Genomic DNA, 17,651 nt, shown 5'->3' with positions numbered 1-17,651 from the left:
TACCTCCCTTTTAGTATGTGGTAGCCTAGCGATGGCTAGGCCATTAAACAGTATCTAAACGACCTTACTTTTCTTCAAGTTCTAAATTAAATTGTTCTTGTGAGGTATCGTCCTCATCTTCAATGTCACGCAGTTCGATTTCTTGTTCGTCTGCTGACAACATCTTCACATCCATACCTAAACTCTGTAACTCTTTGATCAATACTTTGAATGATTCAGGGATACCTGGTTCAGGAATGTTTTCGCCCTTAACGATTGCTTCGTATGTTTTCACACGACCAACAACATCATCGGATTTTACTGTTAAAATCTCTTGCAATGTGTAAGCAGCACCATATGCTTCAAGTGCCCATACCTCCATCTCACCAAAACGCTGTCCACCGAACTGCGCTTTACCACCAAGTGGCTGTTGAGTAACAAGTGAATATGGACCGGTTGAACGGGCGTGAAGTTTATCATCAACCATGTGCGCGAGTTTGATCATATACATAACCCCAACAGATACACGGTTATCAAAAGCTTCACCTGAACGTCCATCATAAAGAATGGTTTTCGCATCACGTGACATACCAGCTTCTTCGATCGTCTCCCAGACATCTTCCTCTGTTGCCCCATCAAATACTGGCGTTGCTACATGAATACCGAGTTGACGTGCAGCCATACCCAGGTGTAACTCTAATACTTGTCCGATATTCATACGTGATGGTACCCCTAGTGGGTTAAGCATGATATCAACTGGTGTACCGTCTGGTAAGTAAGGCATATCTTCTTCTGGCAAGATACGTGAGATAACACCTTTGTTACCGTGACGCCCCGCCATCTTATCACCTTCGTGAATCTTACGCTTTTGAACGATGTAGACACGCACCAACTGGTTCACACCTGGTGGTAACTCATCGCCATCTTCACGGTTAAAGATTTTCACATCAAGGACAATACCGCCAGCACCGTGCGGAACACGTAGTGATGTATCACGGACTTCACGTGCTTTTTCACCGAAAATGGCATGGAGAAGGCGTTCCTCTGCTGAAAGTTCCGTCACACCTTTAGGTGTTACTTTACCAACAAGCAAGTCGCCGTCTTCTACTTCAGCCCCAACCCGGATAATCCCGCGTTCATCTAAGTCACGTAAGGCATCTTCACCAACGTTAGGAATATCACGTGTGATTTCTTCAGGTCCAAGCTTCGTATCACGTGCTTCTGATTCATATTCTTCAATATGAATTGACGTATAGACGTCGTCTTTTACAAGGCGCTCACTCATAATGATCGCATCCTCGTAGTTGTAACCATCCCAAGTCATAAACGCAACGAGGACGTTTTGACCTAGAGCTAATTCTCCGTCTTCCATTGAAGGACCATCCGCTAGGATTTCACCTTTTGTGACGCGGTCACCAACACTAACGATTGGACGTTGGTTATAACACGTTCCTTGATTAGAACGAATGAATTTTTGTAATTTATAGCGATCAACATCACCTTTAACTTCTTGTCCATCGACGACTGAAATACGTCTGACACGTACTTCTTTTGCTTCGACGCGTTCAACGATTCCCTCGTAACGCGCAACAACAGCAGCACCTGAGTCTTTACCAGATACGTATTCCATACCTGTACCAACAATAGGTGAGCGTGGTTGAATAAGTGGAACAGCCTGACGCTGCATGTTCGCACCCATAAGCGCACGGTTCGAGTCATCGTTTTCTAAGAACGGAATACATGCTGTCGCCGCAGATACAACCTGCTTAGGTGACACGTCCATGTAATCAATTTTTTCACGTACAACACTCTTGTTTTCACCGCGGAAACGAGAAATAACTTCTTCATCTAAGAAACTTCCATCTTCACCGAGGCGCGCATTCGCCTGAGCAACAACGTAGTTATCTTCTTCATCAGCGGTTAAATAATCATATTCTTCGGTTACTTTACCTGTTTCCGTATCAACACGGCGGTAAGGTGTTTCAATAAAGCCAAACTTGTTTACTTTCGCAAATGATGACAACGAGTTAATCAAGCCGATGTTTGGTCCCTCTGGCGTTTCAATTGGACACATACGCCCGTAGTGAGAGTAGTGAACGTCACGCACTTCAAAACCGGCACGTTCTCTCGTTAAACCACCAGGCCCTAAGGCAGACAAACGACGCTTATGCGTTAATTCAGCTAGTGGATTCGTTTGATCCATGAACTGTGATAACTGCGAGCTACCAAAGAACTCTTTAATTGAGGCAATAACCGGACGGATATTGATCAATTGTTGCGGTGTAATCGCAGATGTATCTTGGATTGACATTCTTTCACGTACTACACGTTCCATCCGTGATAAACCGATACGGAATTGGTTTTGTAAGAGCTCCCCAACATTACGCAGACGACGGTTACCTAAGTGGTCAATATCATCTGTTGAACCGACGGTATGCAAGATATTAAAGAAGTAGTTAATCGCCGCTAGAATATCTGCTGGTGCAATATGTTTCACGTCGTCTGGTACAATCGCATTACCGATGACGTTTAACGTACGCTCTCCTTCTGGGTCGGTTGGGTCAACAATCTTAATTTGTTGCAAGCGCACATCCTGATCAATGACGCCTTCTTCTGGTGTGACATACATATCACCTAAGCGGTCTTCTTCACGCTCAAGTAATGGTAACAATTTATTGAGTAAACGACGATCAATTGTCGCACCTTTTTCAGCGATGATTTCGCCTGTTTCAGGGTCCGCAATTGTTTCGGCTAATGTCTGGTTAAAGAGACGGTTTTTAATGTGTAGTTTCTTGTTCATCTTATAACGACCGACATGCGCTAAGTCATAGCGTTTTGGATCGAAGAAGCGTGATACAAGCAAACTTTTCGCATTCTCTACTGTTGGCGGTTCACCTGGGCGAAGACGCTCATAGATTTCAAGCAAGGCTTTTTCTGTTGTCTCTGTGTTATCTTTTTCTAATGTATTACGTAAATATTCATTATCTCCGATTAAATCAATGATGTCTTGATCTGTGCCGAAGCCTAATGCCCGTAATAGAACAGTAATTGGTAATTTACGTGTACGATCGATACGAACATGTACAACGTCTTTGGCGTCTGTTTCAAACTCAAGCCATGCCCCGCGGTTAGGAATAACCGTTGCACCGTAACCACGTTTACCATTCTTATCAATTTTATCGTGGTAGTATACACTTGGTGAACGAACAAGCTGAGAAACGATAACACGCTCCGCACCGTTAACAATAAATGTACCGGTATCTGTCATGAGTGGGAAATCACCCATAAAGACTTCTTGCTCTTTTACTTCACCTGTCTCGTTATTTAATAATCGGACTTTTACCCGAAGTGGCGCATTATACGTCACATCGCGCTCTTTTGATTCATCGACAGAATACTTTGGTTCACCCAAATTGTAATCGACAAACTCAAGTGATAGATTCCCTTGGAAATCTTCGATTGGAGAAATATCTTTAAACATTTCTCGTAAACCTTCGTCTAAGAACCATTGGTAAGAAGCTGTTTGAATCTCAATTAGATTCGGTAATTCAAGTACCTCATGAATTCGTGCGTAGCTTCTGCGCTGGCGGTGTCGTCCATACTGAACTAGTTGACCTGTCAACTGCTTCACCCCTCAAATCAAGAATAAAAAACAAAAAAGCTTAATCAAGAAAAATTTTGTTAAGCCCTATACCGCAAACTCATCTAACTGTCAACTATTGACTTATAGAATGAAATCGGTATAATTTAAGTCAGATAATACGTTCGGAAAAAACCAGAACGCCTACCCGTTAAATATTTATAGTAAACATCGCTTGCTGACGACTAAAGTCGCAAATCAACAACCGCTGTTTAGCGACGATACAACTAGTAGATTTCTGAGCATATAAAAATAAGGATTAGTTCTTGACTACTTTCATCAATGATGGTTAATCCTTGTCCTCTCTTTAACTCCATATCTACGCTACATATACATCATACACGTCCATTCATGTTCAAAACGATTAACTAAACATGAAAAACGTGCTATTGGCATTTTTCTATATTATCACAATAGGAACCGATAGTCAATTTTTTTGGGCCTATTTATCATTTTTTTACTGCTCGGAGAATATAATAACCTTTATTCTTTAGCACGACCTGAACATCTTGAGAGAATTCTTCAAGCTTTTTCATTGCTGACGGTGCGCCTTGTTTCTTTTGAATGACAACCACAGCGCGCCACCAGGCAACAAATGATCAAAACTTTCTTCTAACATAAGATGCACCGTTTGTTTTCCTGCTCGAATGGGCGGATTAGTCAAAATGGCCGCAAAGGCTTGATTCACATTTTCAAAACGATCGCTCGAATAAATGTTTACATTATCAACTTGATTCACTCGGGCATTTTCTTTCGCTAAAGCAATCGCACGTTCGTTCACATCAACTAAATGACAGACCCTTGTTCGATCAGCTTTAGCCAAACTCAACCCTATCGGCCCATAGCCACATCCTAAATCAAGATAATCCCCTTCAATTTCCGGCGCCTCGAAAGCATCAATTAAAGTTCTCGAACCAAAATCCACTTCATTTTCGAAAAACACCTGTATCACTTGTAAACGTAAACCGGTGACCTTTAAGCATGAATGCCCATGTTTTTGGGTCACTTTTTATTTGAGGATTATGTGTAAAGTATTGTTCTGACACGTGATCACCTACTTTTTTGTGGTTAACTTTAGTTGTAGTAACACTTGGAGGATGGATGGATGATTTAAACGAAAAATAAAAGCCCGCCTATAAAGACGAGCCCTTATTACTTCAGATAGTCAACAGACTATTTTAATTCTACAGATGCGCCTGCTTCTTCAAGTTTAGCTTTCATTTCTTCAGCTTCTTCTTTAGCAACGCCTTCTTTGATAGCGCCAGGAGCGTTATCTACTAAGTCTTTAGCGTCTTTAAGACCAAGACCAGTGATTTCACGTACTGCTTTAACAACTTTAATCTTAGAAGCGCCAGCGCTTTCTAATACTACGTCAAATTCAGTTTTTTCTTCAGCAGCTTCGCCACCTGCAGCACCTGCTACCGCTACTGGAGCAGCTGCAGTTACACCAAATTCTTCTTCAATTGCTTTAACTAAATCGTTTAATTCAAGAACAGTCATTTCTTTGATTGCTTCGATAATTTGTTCGTGAGACATGTTTGTTTCCTCCTAGAATTTTTTTGAGTTTTTTAAGCCCTTATTAGGCTACGACGCTATTAAGCACCTTGTTCTTCTTTTTGCTCGGCAACAGCTTTTGCTGCGTAAGCGAAGTTGCGCATTGGCGCTTGTAGTACGCTGAGTACCATTGAAAGTAGACCTTCGTAACTTGGTAAGTCTGCAAGTTCTTTGATCTGATCAACAGATGCAACATTACCTTGAATGACGCCACCTTTGATCTCCAATGCTTCATGAGTTTTCGCAAAGTTGTTTAATACTTTGGCTGGCGCTACGACATCTTCATTACTGAAGGCGATCGCAGTAGGTCCTACTAGCACTTCATTTAATTCTGAAAGTTCAGCTTCTTCAGCTGCACGACGAGACATTGTGTTTTTGTACACTTTGAATTCCACGCCAGCTTCACGTAGTTGTTTACGTAGTTCAGTAACTTCCGCTACATCAAGACCACGGTAATCAACTAAGATTGTTGATTCACTTTCACGAAGTTTTGTTGCGATTTCAGAAACAACCTGTTTCTTTTTCTCGATAACTTTTGACATTGTTCCACCTCCTACCAGAATTAAACATCATACCGATCCGCGTTCTTTTATTGAAATCAATAAAAAACCTCACGCCGAAAGTAGACGTGAGGGGAAATTGCGTGAATAGATAAGAGAACACCGTTCTCTTTATTCAACACCTCGGCAGGCTAATTAAGCTTACAAGCCCCTGCTGTCTACGGTATAACGTATTATTTTAACCTTATTGATTGTAACGAAACAATTAATAAAAGTCAAGTATTATTTTGCAAAGTTTGATGGGTCGATTTTAACACCAGGCCCATCGTTGATGTTACAGACACGTTCTTCATGTAGATACCTTTTGAAGATTGTGGCTTAGCTTTAACAATTGTGTTAGCAAGTGCGTTAAAGTTTTCAACAAGTTTCTCTAAATCAAATGACGCTTTACCAATTGGTACGTGTACGTTTGATTGACGATCCACACGGTATTCAACTTTACCTGCTTTAATTTCGTTAACAGCTTTTTCAACATCAAATGTTACTGTACCTGTTTTAGGGTTTGGCATAAGACCTTTAGGTCCTAATACACGACCAAGTTTACCAACTTCAGCCATCATGTCAGGTGTTGCTACGATCACGTCGAAGTCAAACCATCCTTGGTTAATTTTGTTGATAAGATCTTGTTCACCTACGTAATCTGCACCAGCTGCTTCAGCTTCTTTCGCTTTGTCACCTTTAGCAAATACTAAAACAGTTTGTGTTTTACCAGTTCCGTGCGGAAGTACCATCGCACTACGGATTTGTTGGTCAGCTTTCTTAGGATCGACACCTAAGCGGAATGCCGCTTCAACTGTTTCGTCGAAGTTAGCTGTTGCATTTTCTTTAACTAATTTAAGCGCTTCTTCTACATCATACAATTTTGTACGATCCACTAATTCCAAAGCCGCTTGTTGCTTTTTTGATTTTTTAGCCATTTTCATTTCCTCCTTGAATGTGGTTTTAACGGTTAAACCTCCCACTTAAAAAAGCGGACCTTACGCAACATGCGTAAGCACTAGTTGACTATGCCCCTAGCTTATCTGCCTACAAAAAGGTTGCGAAATGACTAACGCCATAAACGCAACCTTCTTCACAAATCATTACACGTATATTAGTCTTCGATAACGATACCCATACTACGTGCAGTACCTTCAACCATACGCATAGCTGCTTCAACATCTGCTGCGTTTAAATCAGGCATTTTTGTTTCAGCGATTTCTTTTACTTGATCGCGCTTCAACGTTGCAACTTTGTTGCGGTTTGGTTCACCTGATGCAGTTTCGATACCCGCTGCTTTCTTAAGCAATACAGCAGCCGGCGGAGTTTTTGTGATGAATGTAAATGAACGGTCTTCAAATACCGTAATTTCTACCGGAATAATCAATCCAGCTTGCTCTTGCGTACGAGCGTTGAATTCTTTACAGAATCCCATGATGTTAACACCTGCTTGACCTAATGCTGGTCCAACTGGTGGTGCTGGGTTTGCTTTGCCCGCTGGAATTTGAAGTTTTACTACTTTGATTACTTTTTTAGCCACGAGACACACCTCCTTAAGTCCGTGATGTGGTCACAGGGTTTGACCCCTCCCACTCAATTTCATATTCTATCTAACCTTATACTCGAGGCATATAAGAACATTAGAATTTTATCATGCTCATCAAAATAATGCAAGGGTCGAGTGAATAAAAATAAATAAAAATCTTAATCCATATGTTTGATTTGTTTGAAATCTAACTCAACCGGCGTTTCACGACCAAAGAGGTCGACAAGCACTTTCGCCTTCTGATGATCCATATCAAGTTCTTGCACAACCGCTTCACGACCTTCAAATGAACCATCGGTCACAGTCACTTGATCACCAATATTAAAATCAATCTCAATGACTGTTTCTTTCATACCCATGCGTTTTAGAATCGTTTCTGCTTCTTCAGGTAGTAATGGTGTCGGCTTTGAGCCTGAACCCGTTGAACCAACAAACCCTGTCACACCTGGTGTGTTTCTAACCACATACCAAGAATCATCCGTCATGATCATTTCAGCTAAGACATAGCCAGGGAAGACTTTTTTCATCGCGACTTTTTTCTTACCATCTTTGACTTCTGTTTCTTCATCTTCAGGTACGAGAATACGGAAAATCTTATCCTCCATGCCCATCGATGCTAAACGTTTTTCTAAGTTTGTCTTAACTTTATTTTCATACCCTGAATACGTATGAACAACATACCACTGTTTCTCCATCTTTTTTCCCTCCTTTTTAGTGTCTGACTTATTCTTTGTTTTATCTTAAACATAGCTACATCACAGTTGATGTCACTTGCCAAGTTTATTTTTCCCCAATTTAAAAAACCCGCATAAAGTGGACGGGTTTTTGACAGGTCAACATACATCTTTCTTAACGACATTACTAGTATAACATAAAAGATCATCTTCTACTCAAAAAATAGATTTAAAATTTGGGTAATACCTAAATCAACAACGACAAAGAATAGTGCGATAAAAGTAACAGTTGCCACAACTGTAATGGTGGAATTCGTTAATTCTTTACGTCTCGGCCAAGATACCTTTTTCATTTCGCGTGAAACATCTTTAAAAAATGATACAATTTTCACTAATGGTTCCTCCAAACTCGGTTGAATTGATCTTCGTACAGCTCGTTACTTCGTTTCACGATGTACGGTGTGTTTATTACACTTTTTGCAGAACTTCTTTAGTTCTAATCGTTCTGCCTCTTGTGTATGTTTATCTGAGTGATAATTTCGACTCAGGCATTCTGTACAAGCGAGTACAATTTTCTTTTTCATCGTGTTCACCCTCTAGTAAGATAGATTACTATCTTACTTAATGTAGCACCTTCATTCTTATGTGTCAACGCTCTCAAGGTAAATTATCAATCATAATAAGACAACAACATCTTCTAGATGACGCTCAAATTTTTTCTTAATCCGCTGCAAGGCGTTATCAATCGCCTTGACGTGACGGTCAAGCAACTCAGAGATTTCTTGATAACTTCGCCCATCTAAATAGAGCATTAATACTTCTCGCTCTAATTCACTCAAAACCGCGCCAAGTTTTTCTTCAACCACTTGATAGCGCTCACGACTAATCAACAATGCTTCAGGGTCAACGGTATCTTGTTGATTAGCAATGACATCAATCAAAGTCCGCTCAGAATCTTCATCAAAGACCGGCTTATCTAACGAGACATATGAATTAAGTGGTCCATGTTTCATTCGCGTAGCAGACTTAATTGCCGTAATAATTTGCCGCGTCACACAGACCTCCGCAAACGCTTTAAACGATGCTTCTTTATCCTGTTTATAATCACGAATTGCTTTATATAAACCTATCATGCCTTCTTGAATGAGATCATCATAATCCGCACCGACAAGAAAATAAGTGCTTGCTTTTGCACGGACAAAACCACGATATTTTCGAATTAAAAAGTCTAAGGCAGTCGAATCACCTTGTTGAACAGCGTCAATTAAACCTACGTCATCCATTTGTTTATAAGCAACTTGCTGACCGTTAAGCGTGTCATGAACTCGTTCAAAAGATTTCCCTCCTGCAATAAACACATAATAGAAATATTATACAGTAAGCGCTTCCTGTGCGTCAACAACTAGTTTAATCTTTGCCTCGGCGCATTTTTTCTAGCGTCTCCCAAGTCTTGAGATCAATGATAGGATTACGCGACGATTGTTTATTCTGATAGTCTTCCAAATCTTCTAAAATTTCTCGTTGAATATGTCCCACTTCTAACTTCAGCTCACGCGCACTTTTACGGTACGCTCCTTGTTGAAAGATGGTGCGTTGTTCAGCATAATCTGATGTCGCTACATACACTTTCGTCCTAACATTTTTTAATGATTTGACTAATCGTTCGATACATTCATCAGCGGTTTCTTTTTCTCTCGTATAAATCACTTCGACCCCGAATCGATCTTCATTCGAACCTAATCCTTTGACTTCATAAGCGTCAAACACAACAATCACCCGATAACCGCGATACGCTTTATACTCCGCCATCTTTTCAATCAACAATTTTCGCGCTTGATCAAGGTCTTTATCTCTTAGGCGACTGAGTTCATCCCAGTCGCCAATAATGTTATAACCATCAACCAGTAACACATCCATTACGCATCACCTAATAGATTCCTTTTTCTAAACACTTCATACATCAATAAGCTTGCCGCCACTGATGCATTCAGCGATGACACTTTCCCTGTCATCCCTAGTTTAATAGTCCAATCGCACTTTTCTCTGACTAAGCGGCTCATACCTTTCCCTTCGTTACCAATCACTAACGCCAGTGGCATATCACCTTCTAATTCACGGTAGTCTTTATCCGCTTCCGCTTCTGTACCAACAACCCAAACGTTGCGCTCTTTAAGCTCATCAATCGTTTTTGCGATATTTGTTACCCGAACAACCGGCACATACTCAATCGCACCCGCTGATGTTTTAGCGACCGTTGCAGTCAAACCAACAGCGCGGCGTTTAGGAATAATGACCCCATGACAACCAGACGCATCAGCCGTCCGTAAGATTGATCCTAAGTTATGCGGGTCTTCAATCTCATCTAATATCATAAAGAACGGGGCTTCCTCTCGTTCTTCTGCGACCTTGAATAAATCGTCTAATTCGTAATACCGATACGCCGCCACACTTGCGACAATTCCTTGGTGTTGCCCTTCAACAAGTTGATCAAGTTTTTTCTTTGGGACTTTTTTAACTATCACACCCGCTTCTTTAGCTAAACGCATTAATTGCTGGGTTGTTTTTGGATTTAATTGATCTTGAATAAATAATTTATTAATCGACCGGCCACTTTTTAATGCTTCTGTGACAGGGTTCTTTCCGATAATCCATTCATCATTCATGGTGTTTCACTTCCTTTTTCTATATAGTTGATTGCCGCTTCTACTAGCCACATCAATCGGTCATGATTCTCTAAAAAGTAATGATAACCGAGTAACGCTTCGAATGCCGTCGAATAACGGTACGTCATGACATCCGTATTTTTTGGTACCGAGCCAGACTTTGCATTACGCCCTCGTCTGACGACACCTTGTTCATCTTCGTCAAGTAACGATTGGTCAAGCCAATACCGCAAGACTTTCGCCTGTTGTTTTGCCTGAACAAACCTGACGGCTGATTTATGCAACGTGTTAACATTTACTTTGCCTTGACGGAGGAGATAATCACGAACATAGTACTCGTAAACAACATCCCCCATATAGCAAGGCTAAACTCTTCATCTGTAAAACATGTATTTTTTCCATTGCTTAACCCCGACGCAACGTGTGCCATTGGCCGTATCTTCTAAAATGATATTTTCTGCTTTTAATTGATCACGAATCTCATCAGCCCGGTTGAAATCCCGGTTTTTACGTGCTTCTTCCCGCTCAACTAACAATTGGTCAATCTCTTCATCAAGCAGTTCTTCCTCCGCTTCTATCTCTAACCCTAGTACGTCAAAGAAACGTTTCAGCATGTCAGCATAAGCTTCTAAATCAGCCGAAAGAACCACTTGTTTTGCTAAATACGTATTGATCACTTTAACCGCATCAAAAATAACTGCGATGGCGTTAGCCGTATTAAAGTCATCATCCATAGCCGCTTCAAACTTGCGCGTTAAATCGTCAATCTCTTTGGCAACAGATACTTTTCCACTTATTCCTGTGTCTGATCGCTCTATTAAACTTTTGACCGTATTTTCAATGCGCTTGAGCCCTTGTTCTGATTGCTTAATGAGCTCATGACTAAAATTAATTGGGCTGCGGTAATGCACACTCAGCATAAAGAAACGTAACAACACACCCGAATACTGATCAATCAACTCGCGCGCTAACACGACATTGCCAATTGATTTCGACATTTTCTCGTTATCAATATTAATATACCCGTTATGCATCCAGTAATGGCTAAATGGATGACCATTACATGCTTCTGATTGGGCGATTTCATTCTCATGGTGCGGAAACGTTAAGTCTTGTCCACCCGCATGAATATCAATGGTCTCTCCTAAGTGCTCTTTTGCCATCGCTGAACATTCAATATGCCAACCTGGACGCCCATGTCCAAATGGGCTTTCCCAGTAAGCTTCGTCCGGCTTTGCCTTCTTCCATAGCGCAAAGTCAATCGGATCTTCTTTTCGCTCGTCTACTTCCACACGCGCACCGCTCTGTAAATCATCTAGCGACTGATGGCTAAGCTTTCCATATGCTTCAAACTTACGCGCTCTAAAATACACATCACCTTCAGATTCATAAGCAAATCCTTTATCAATCAGCGTCTGAATAAAAGTAATAATCTCATCCATTGACTCCGTCACACGTGGATACACCGTCGCTTCTCTCACCCCTAAACGAGTCACATCTTCTTGGTAGGCGGCGATGTATCGATCACTTAATTGTTTTAAATCCATGCCTTCTTCTTTTGCGGCACGAATGATTTTATCGTCGACATCGGTAAAGTTTAAAACGTAGGTCACCCGATACCCGCGGTACTCTAAATAACGTCTTACTGTATCAAATACAATCGCGGGTCTTGCGTTACCAATATGAATATAGTTATACACTGTTGGTCCACAGACGTACATGCTTACTTTATCTGTTTCAATCGAGTTAAATATTTCTTTTTGACGCGTGAGTGTATTATATAATCGCAGTGTCATGGCTTCTTCTTCTCCTTTAACTCCTGTAGTTCTTGTTTTAACTGACGGACTTCATCTTTTAATTCCTCTAAGCAATCATCTACTGGGTCAGGCAATTTATTATGCTGCAAGTCGCGTTTGATTTTCTTACCATTTTGCATCACGACATGTCCCGGGATACCAACAACGGTTGAATAATCTGGCACATCTTTTAATACAACCGAGCCAGCCCCAATTTTAGACTCTTCACCAATCGTAATTGCCCCAAGCACTTTCGCACCAGATGCTACTAATACATGGTTCTTTAACGTCGGATGGCGTTTACCTTTTTCTTTGCCCGTTCCACCTAATGTGACGCCTTGATAGATCGTGACATTGTCACCAATCTCACACGTCTCACCAATCACAACACCCATCCCATGGTCAATAAAGAAACGACGACCAATTTTAGCACCTGGATGAATTTCTACCCCGGTAAAAAACCGACTAATTTGTGAGATGACACGCGCAATAAAGAAAAACTTCTTCCGGTAAAAAATATGGGCAAGTCGATGTGACCAAACTGCGTGTAGGCCGGCATACGTTAAAATCACTTCTACATAAGACCGGGCGGCTGGATCTTGATCAAAAATCACATCCACATCTTCTTTTAATTGTTTGAAAAAACGCATCAATCCATCACCTCTATTTCTGCTTTAACGTAATACAAAAAACGTCTCTGTGACAAATAGGCACAGAGACGCTCCTTTAGCGTGGTTCCACTCTGTTTAGGTTTTAAACCCCAAACTCATTCGTTGATAACGGTCAATCTGACCGCTCTAGCCTACTCCAATGTTCAACTAAAGACTCCGAGGGGCAACGTCAAGCAATAGCAACCCGTCACTTCCAGCCTTGGTGACGTTCTCTAGTCGTTACTTTCTTTGCTTTTCGATTCCTCATCTACGCGATTTATTTATTCTTTTGATAGTCTATTCTTCTACATCTTGATGTAGTACTTGACGTAAACGTGTGGATACAACATCTAGCCCTAATAAGGCAATCGCTTGTGGTAGTTCAGGTCCATGCATCTGACCTGTTGTCGCGACACGGATTGGCATAAAGAGGCCTTTTCCTTTTACACCGGTTGCTTTTTGTGTATGTTTGATTGCTTTTTTAATTTCCGCTGCTTCAAACGACTCTAAAGCAACAAGTTCGGTTAAGAAATGACTAAGGACGATTGAAACATCCTCACCCGAAAGAATCTCTTCTTCTTTTTCACCGTGACTGATTTCTTCTTGGAAGAACAGTTCAGTTAGTTCGACAATTTCTTGACCGTAGCTTAACTGATCTTTATACAGTAAAATAACTGCCTCCGCCCAGCTTCTTTCATCCGCTGTCATATCTTCTGTTAATTTACCTGCGGCAATAAGATGTGGCATCGCAAGGTCGATAACCTCTTGTTCTGATAGTTGCTTAATATATTGATTGTTCATCCATTTTAATTTAACCGGATCAAAAATGGCCGGTGATGTTGATAAGCGTTTCGCATCAAACATCTCAATAAATTGTGCTTGAGTGAAGATTTCTTCTTCACCTACTGGCGACCAACCGAGTAAGGCGATAAAATTAAACATCGCTTCTGGCAAGTAGCCTAAGTTTTTATACTGTTCGATGAACTGTAAAATATGTTGATCACGTTTAGATAACTTTTTACGGTCTTCATTTAGAATCAAGTCATATGACCGTAACGCGGTGCTTCCCAACCAAACGCATCAAAAACCATCATCTGTTTCGGTGTATTAGAAATATGTTCTTCGCCGCGTAGGACGTGAGAAATGGCCATTAAGTGATCATCGATTACGACCGCAAAGTTATACGTTGGTACGCCATCTTTTTTCACGATAACCCAATCACCAAAGTCACTTGATTGGAAGGTAATATCTCCACGTACCATGTCATCAAAGGTATAGGTTGTCTCTTCTGGCACACGGAAGCGAATACTATATGAACGACCTTCCGCTTCAAACGCTTTGATTTGATCATCCGTTAAATCTCGGTGCGCACCTGAATACTTCGGCACTTCTCCGTTGGCGCGTTGTGCTTCTCGTTCTTTTTCTAATTCTTCTTCTGTCATATAACATTTATATGCAAGACCACGGTCAAGTAAGTCCTCTACATATTTATTATAAAGATCTAACCGTTCCATTTGACGATAAGGACCGTATTCGCCGCCGATATCTGCCCCTTCATCCCACGTAAGACCTAACCATTTTAAATAATTTAACTGACTTTCTTCTCCGCCCTCTACATTACGCTTTTGGTCAGTATCTTCCGTACGGATAATGAATTTCCCGCCTTGGTTTTTCGTAAATAAGTAATTAAATAGTGCCGTTCTTGCATTTCCAATGTGTAAGTGCCCCGTTGGACTTGGAGCATAACGTACACGCACGTCGTTTGTCATTTTTGTATGTTCCCCTTTCATCGTTTCCACATATCTTTATTTATTTTATCACTTTTTCTCGTGCTTTGCCTTAAATATGCGCGATTTCTCTTATTTAAGGTCACAAAGAAAAGTGATAACGATCGTTATCACTTCACTCTTCTTTATTGTTATACCTTTTTTATTGAACTTTTTCAAGTGCTTTTGGCTTCGCGAAAATCATACGCCCTGCCGATGTTTGTAAGACACTTGTAATTAAAACGTCAATCGTTTGATGGATATAATTGCGTCCTTCTTCTACGACAATCATCGTGCCGTCATCTAAGTACGCTACCCCTTGATTTTGTTCTTTTCCGTCTTTAATCACTTGAACGACGAGCTCTTCACCCGGTAACACCACTGGTTTCACCGCATTAGCTAAGTCGTTAATATTTAAAACAGGCACATTTTGAAACTCACACACTTTATTTAAGTTAAAGTCGTTCGTGACGACAATCCCGTCCATCACTTTTGCGAGTTTCACCAGTTTACTATCGACTTCTTGAATCTCTTCAAAGTCACCGTCATACATCTCAACATCAACATCAATCTCTTTTTGTAGACGATTTAAAACGTCTAATCCACGACGCCCGCGATTACGTTTTAGAGCATCAGATGAATCTGCGATATGTTGTAATTCCTCTAACACAAACATCGGAATAATAAGCGTACCTTCTAAAAAGGCTGTCTGACAAATATCCGCAATCCGTCCGTCAATAATCACTGACGTATCGAGTAATTTTGGTTTCACGCTTGGTTTTTTGTTTTCTTCGTCTTTATTATCAGTTTTTTGGTCTTTATCTTTTCTCTGGATTAGGAATAAAAATTCATCCCGGCGTCTAAAGCCGACTTGGAAGCCTAAATATCCGAGTAAGGCCGTCACGAATAACGGACCCACTTGAGATATCACGAGAACATCAAAGTCTTGAATTGGCTGGGAAATAAAATACGCAATGACTAGTCCGAAAATTAATCCAAAACCTCCGAAAAACAAATTGGTTAACGGTGCTTTCATCAGCACCTCCTCAAACCATTGAATAAACTCTACGATGTGGTCAACAAACCAAAAAGATAATAAATATAAAATAAGTGCACCTAAGACGAGACCTACATACGGAGCAATATACATCCGGTCAATAAAACTACCATCTAATAACTCAACAGCATTGACAAACGCCGGAAAGTATAAAAACCCAATCGTTCCCCCAGTGACCAGTATAAACAATTGCACAAATCTTTTTAGCACCACATTCACCCCCTTATACATAATTGTCTGACACATGCAGTCTGGTCAGCTTTTCAATATTTTAATCATCAAGATGAGAAAAATCATACTGATTCATTTTAAAATCATCACTCGTTTAATGTTGCTTTTAACGCTTGTTGGATTGACTCAACACCGATCACTTCAATATCACCTTTTACTACTAAGTCATCGACATTTCGTTTTGGAATGATCGCCCGCTTAAACCCAAGTTTAGCGGCTTCTTGGACGCGTTGTTCCATCCGTGATACCCGGCGGATTTCTCCCGTTAAACCAACCTCTCCAATGAGCACATCATGTGCGCGGCATGGCTTATTCTTAAAACTCGAGGCAATGCTAATAGCAACAGCTAAGTCAATCGCGGGCTCATCTAGTTTCACACCACCCGCTACTTTAACATACGCATCTTGATTTTGCATCATCAGACCGACACGTTTTTCTAGCACCGCCATCAATAACGGTACCCGGTTATGGTCAATCCCGGTTGCCATACGGCGCGGATTACCAAAACTTGTCGGTGAAATCAGCGACTGAATTTCAACAAGGACCGGACGCGTTCCTTCCATTGACGCGACAACACAAGAGCCCGCAACGCCTTCTGAACGTTCTTCTAAAAAGATTTCAGACGGATTCATGACTTCTTTTAATCCTTCTTCTTTCATTTCAAAAATACCCATCTCATTCGTACTACCAAAACGATTTTTCACCCCGCGTAAAATACGGAAACTGTGGTGACGCTCGCCTTCGAAGTATAAAACAACATCGACCATATGCTCAAGCATTCTGGGACCAGCAATGGCCCCTTCTTTTGTTACGTGGCCGACAATAAAAATCGGGACGTGTTTCGTTTTAGCAATGCGCATCAGTTCACTCGTGCATTCTCTTACTTGTGAGACACTGCCGGGTGCACTGGTGACTTCATCTTTAAAAATCGTTTGTATCGAATCAATGACGATAAAGTCCGGTGACAGTTGTTCAATTTGCGCCTTAATTAAATTCAAGTTCGTCTCGGATAACACATACAGCTCATCACTCATTGCCCCGAGCGATCGGCCCTTAGTTTTGTTTGACGCGTCGATTCCTCACCTGAAATATATAACACGGTAACTTTTTTATCTGCGAGTTGTTGCGAGATTTGTAGCAGCAGGGTCGATTTTCCAATACCTGGATCTCCGCCAATTAAGACGAGTGATCCCGGCACAACACCGCCACCTAATACGCGGTTAAACTCTGGCATTTGAGTTAATATTCTTGCCTCATCTTTCGTTTCGATCGAGGTGATTTTTTCTGGTTTTTGACTAGTATTTGAACCAATCCCAGTATGTTTCGGTGATGATGTGACCACCATTTCCTCTACTAATGTATTCCATTGTTGGCAACTTGGACATTTCCCCATCCATTTTGCACTTTCATATCCACATTCTTGACAGACAAATCGTGTTTTTGACTTTGCCATACACTCACCTCTTATTTGTTATTATACATGAAATCCCGCCCGCCATGGTTACAAACCGATAAATTAATTGTGTAAAAAAGATGGAATTTTCCCTGATTATTTT

The 17,651-nt window shown here is 40.9% G+C and carries 14 protein-coding genes, 4 pseudogenes and 1 other annotated feature; all 18 genes and pseudogenes read right to left on the bottom strand.

Annotation, left to right across the window (positions count from 1 at the left end; genetic code table 11):
* Positions 1 to 64 precede the first annotated feature (64 nt).
* Complete coding sequence (gene rpoB / locus JCM19043_RS08685; RefSeq protein ID WP_062321748.1) at positions 65 to 3,601, bottom strand: DNA-directed RNA polymerase subunit beta; 3,537 nt, start codon at positions 3,599 to 3,601, stop codon at positions 65 to 67.
* A 467-nt stretch (positions 3,602 to 4,068) separates the two neighbouring features.
* Positions 4,069 to 4,665: pseudogene (locus JCM19043_RS08680) on the bottom strand (class I SAM-dependent methyltransferase).
* Between the two features lie 127 nt (positions 4,666 to 4,792).
* Positions 4,793 to 5,155 carry a 50S ribosomal protein L7/L12 gene (rplL, locus tag JCM19043_RS08675; protein WP_062321746.1) on the bottom strand — a complete coding sequence of 121 codons (363 nt, stop codon included), beginning with the start codon at positions 5,153 to 5,155 and terminating at the stop codon, positions 4,793 to 4,795.
* Between the two features lie 59 nt (positions 5,156 to 5,214).
* Positions 5,215 to 5,715, bottom strand: coding sequence for a 50S ribosomal protein L10 (gene rplJ / locus JCM19043_RS08670; protein WP_062321744.1), 501 nt, complete (start codon positions 5,713 to 5,715; stop codon positions 5,215 to 5,217).
* 51 nt (positions 5,716 to 5,766) lie between these two features.
* Positions 5,767 to 5,915: a sequence feature (ribosomal protein L10 leader region), on the bottom strand.
* 40 nt (positions 5,916 to 5,955) lie between these two features.
* Positions 5,956 to 6,650 (bottom strand): annotated as a pseudogene (rplA, locus tag JCM19043_RS08665) (50S ribosomal protein L1).
* Between the two features lie 176 nt (positions 6,651 to 6,826).
* The gene (rplK, locus tag JCM19043_RS08660; protein WP_062321740.1) at positions 6,827 to 7,252 is read right to left on the bottom strand and encodes a 50S ribosomal protein L11; all 426 of its coding nucleotides are present in this window, start codon (positions 7,250 to 7,252) and stop codon (positions 6,827 to 6,829) included.
* 164 nt (positions 7,253 to 7,416) lie between these two features.
* Positions 7,417 to 7,953 carry a transcription termination/antitermination protein NusG gene (gene nusG / locus JCM19043_RS08655; RefSeq protein WP_062321738.1) on the bottom strand — a complete coding sequence of 179 codons (537 nt, stop codon included), beginning with the start codon at positions 7,951 to 7,953 and terminating at the stop codon, positions 7,417 to 7,419.
* Between the two features lie 191 nt (positions 7,954 to 8,144).
* Positions 8,145 to 8,324 carry a preprotein translocase subunit SecE gene (gene secE / locus JCM19043_RS08650; protein WP_177220708.1) on the bottom strand — a complete coding sequence of 60 codons (180 nt, stop codon included), beginning with the start codon at positions 8,322 to 8,324 and terminating at the stop codon, positions 8,145 to 8,147.
* Between the two features lie 45 nt (positions 8,325 to 8,369).
* Complete coding sequence (gene rpmG / locus JCM19043_RS16030) at positions 8,370 to 8,516, bottom strand: 50S ribosomal protein L33 (RefSeq protein WP_082394497.1); 147 nt, start codon at positions 8,514 to 8,516, stop codon at positions 8,370 to 8,372.
* A 90-nt stretch (positions 8,517 to 8,606) separates the two neighbouring features.
* The gene (gene sigH, locus JCM19043_RS08645) at positions 8,607 to 9,284 is read right to left on the bottom strand and encodes an RNA polymerase sporulation sigma factor SigH (RefSeq protein WP_255349951.1); all 678 of its coding nucleotides are present in this window, start codon (positions 9,282 to 9,284) and stop codon (positions 8,607 to 8,609) included.
* A 55-nt stretch (positions 9,285 to 9,339) separates the two neighbouring features.
* A complete protein-coding gene (locus JCM19043_RS08640) occupies positions 9,340 to 9,849 on the bottom strand; it encodes an NYN domain-containing protein (RefSeq protein ID WP_062321737.1) in 510 nt (169 codons plus the stop codon).
* Positions 9,849 to 10,595, bottom strand: coding sequence for a 23S rRNA (guanosine(2251)-2'-O)-methyltransferase RlmB (gene rlmB, locus JCM19043_RS08635; RefSeq protein WP_062321735.1), 747 nt, complete (start codon positions 10,593 to 10,595; stop codon positions 9,849 to 9,851). The genes JCM19043_RS08640 and rlmB overlap by 1 nt, the downstream gene beginning before the upstream one ends.
* Positions 10,592 to 10,951: a ribonuclease III domain-containing protein gene (locus tag JCM19043_RS08630; RefSeq protein ID WP_062321733.1), complete on the bottom strand. Its 360-nt coding sequence runs from the start codon at positions 10,949 to 10,951 to the stop codon at positions 10,592 to 10,594. Before JCM19043_RS08630 ends, rlmB begins: the two co-directional genes overlap by 4 nt.
* An 18-nt stretch (positions 10,952 to 10,969) precedes the next feature.
* Entirely contained in the window at positions 10,970 to 12,391 is a 1,422-nt protein-coding gene (cysS, locus tag JCM19043_RS08625; RefSeq protein ID WP_062321731.1) for a cysteine--tRNA ligase, read from the bottom strand.
* Complete coding sequence (cysE, locus tag JCM19043_RS08620) at positions 12,388 to 13,041, bottom strand: serine O-acetyltransferase (protein WP_062321729.1); 654 nt, start codon at positions 13,039 to 13,041, stop codon at positions 12,388 to 12,390. Before cysE ends, cysS begins: the two co-directional genes overlap by 4 nt.
* Before the next feature lie 297 nt (positions 13,042 to 13,338).
* Positions 13,339 to 14,810: pseudogene (gene gltX / locus JCM19043_RS08615) on the bottom strand (glutamate--tRNA ligase).
* Positions 14,811 to 14,970: 160 nt separating this feature from the next.
* Positions 14,971 to 16,074: a PIN/TRAM domain-containing protein gene (locus JCM19043_RS08610; protein WP_062321727.1), complete on the bottom strand. Its 1,104-nt coding sequence runs from the start codon at positions 16,072 to 16,074 to the stop codon at positions 14,971 to 14,973.
* A 107-nt stretch (positions 16,075 to 16,181) separates the two neighbouring features.
* Positions 16,182 to 17,548: pseudogene (radA, locus tag JCM19043_RS08605) on the bottom strand (DNA repair protein RadA).
* Positions 17,549 to 17,651 lie beyond the last annotated feature (103 nt).

This window comes from Halolactibacillus sp. JCM 19043, assembly GCF_001310395.1.
GTDB lineage: Bacteria > Bacillota > Bacilli > Bacillales > Amphibacillaceae > Halolactibacillus > Halolactibacillus miurensis.
The sequence above is the reverse complement of the archived record's forward strand: the minus strand, read 5'-3'. Positions and strand labels throughout refer to the sequence as shown.

What these genes read in the sequence shown, in the direction of transcription:
- rlmB (WP_062321735.1), bottom strand. Translation starts at nt 10,595, where the DNA reads ATGAATGATGAATGGATTATCGGAAAGAACCCTGTCACAGAAGCATTA.
- rplL (WP_062321746.1), bottom strand. Translation starts at nt 5,155, where the DNA reads ATGTCTCACGAACAAATTATCGAAGCAATCAAAGAAATGACTGTTCTT.
- JCM19043_RS08640 (WP_062321737.1), bottom strand. Translation starts at nt 9,849, where the DNA reads ATGGATGTGTTACTGGTTGATGGTTATAACATTATTGGCGACTGGGAT.
- cysS (WP_062321731.1), bottom strand. Translation starts at nt 12,391, where the DNA reads ATGACACTGCGATTATATAATACACTCACGCGTCAAAAAGAAATATTT.
- rplJ (WP_062321744.1), bottom strand. Translation starts at nt 5,715, where the DNA reads ATGTCAAAAGTTATCGAGAAAAAGAAACAGGTTGTTTCTGAAATCGCA.
- rpmG (WP_082394497.1), bottom strand. Translation starts at nt 8,516, where the DNA reads ATGAAAAAGAAAATTGTACTCGCTTGTACAGAATGCCTGAGTCGAAAT.
- nusG (WP_062321738.1), bottom strand. Translation starts at nt 7,953, where the DNA reads ATGGAGAAACAGTGGTATGTTGTTCATACGTATTCAGGGTATGAAAAT.
- cysE (WP_062321729.1), bottom strand. Translation starts at nt 13,041, where the DNA reads ATGCGTTTTTTCAAACAATTAAAAGAAGATGTGGATGTGATTTTTGAT.
- JCM19043_RS08630 (WP_062321733.1), bottom strand. Translation starts at nt 10,951, where the DNA reads ATGGGGGATGTTGTTTACGAGTACTATGTTCGTGATTATCTCCTCCGT.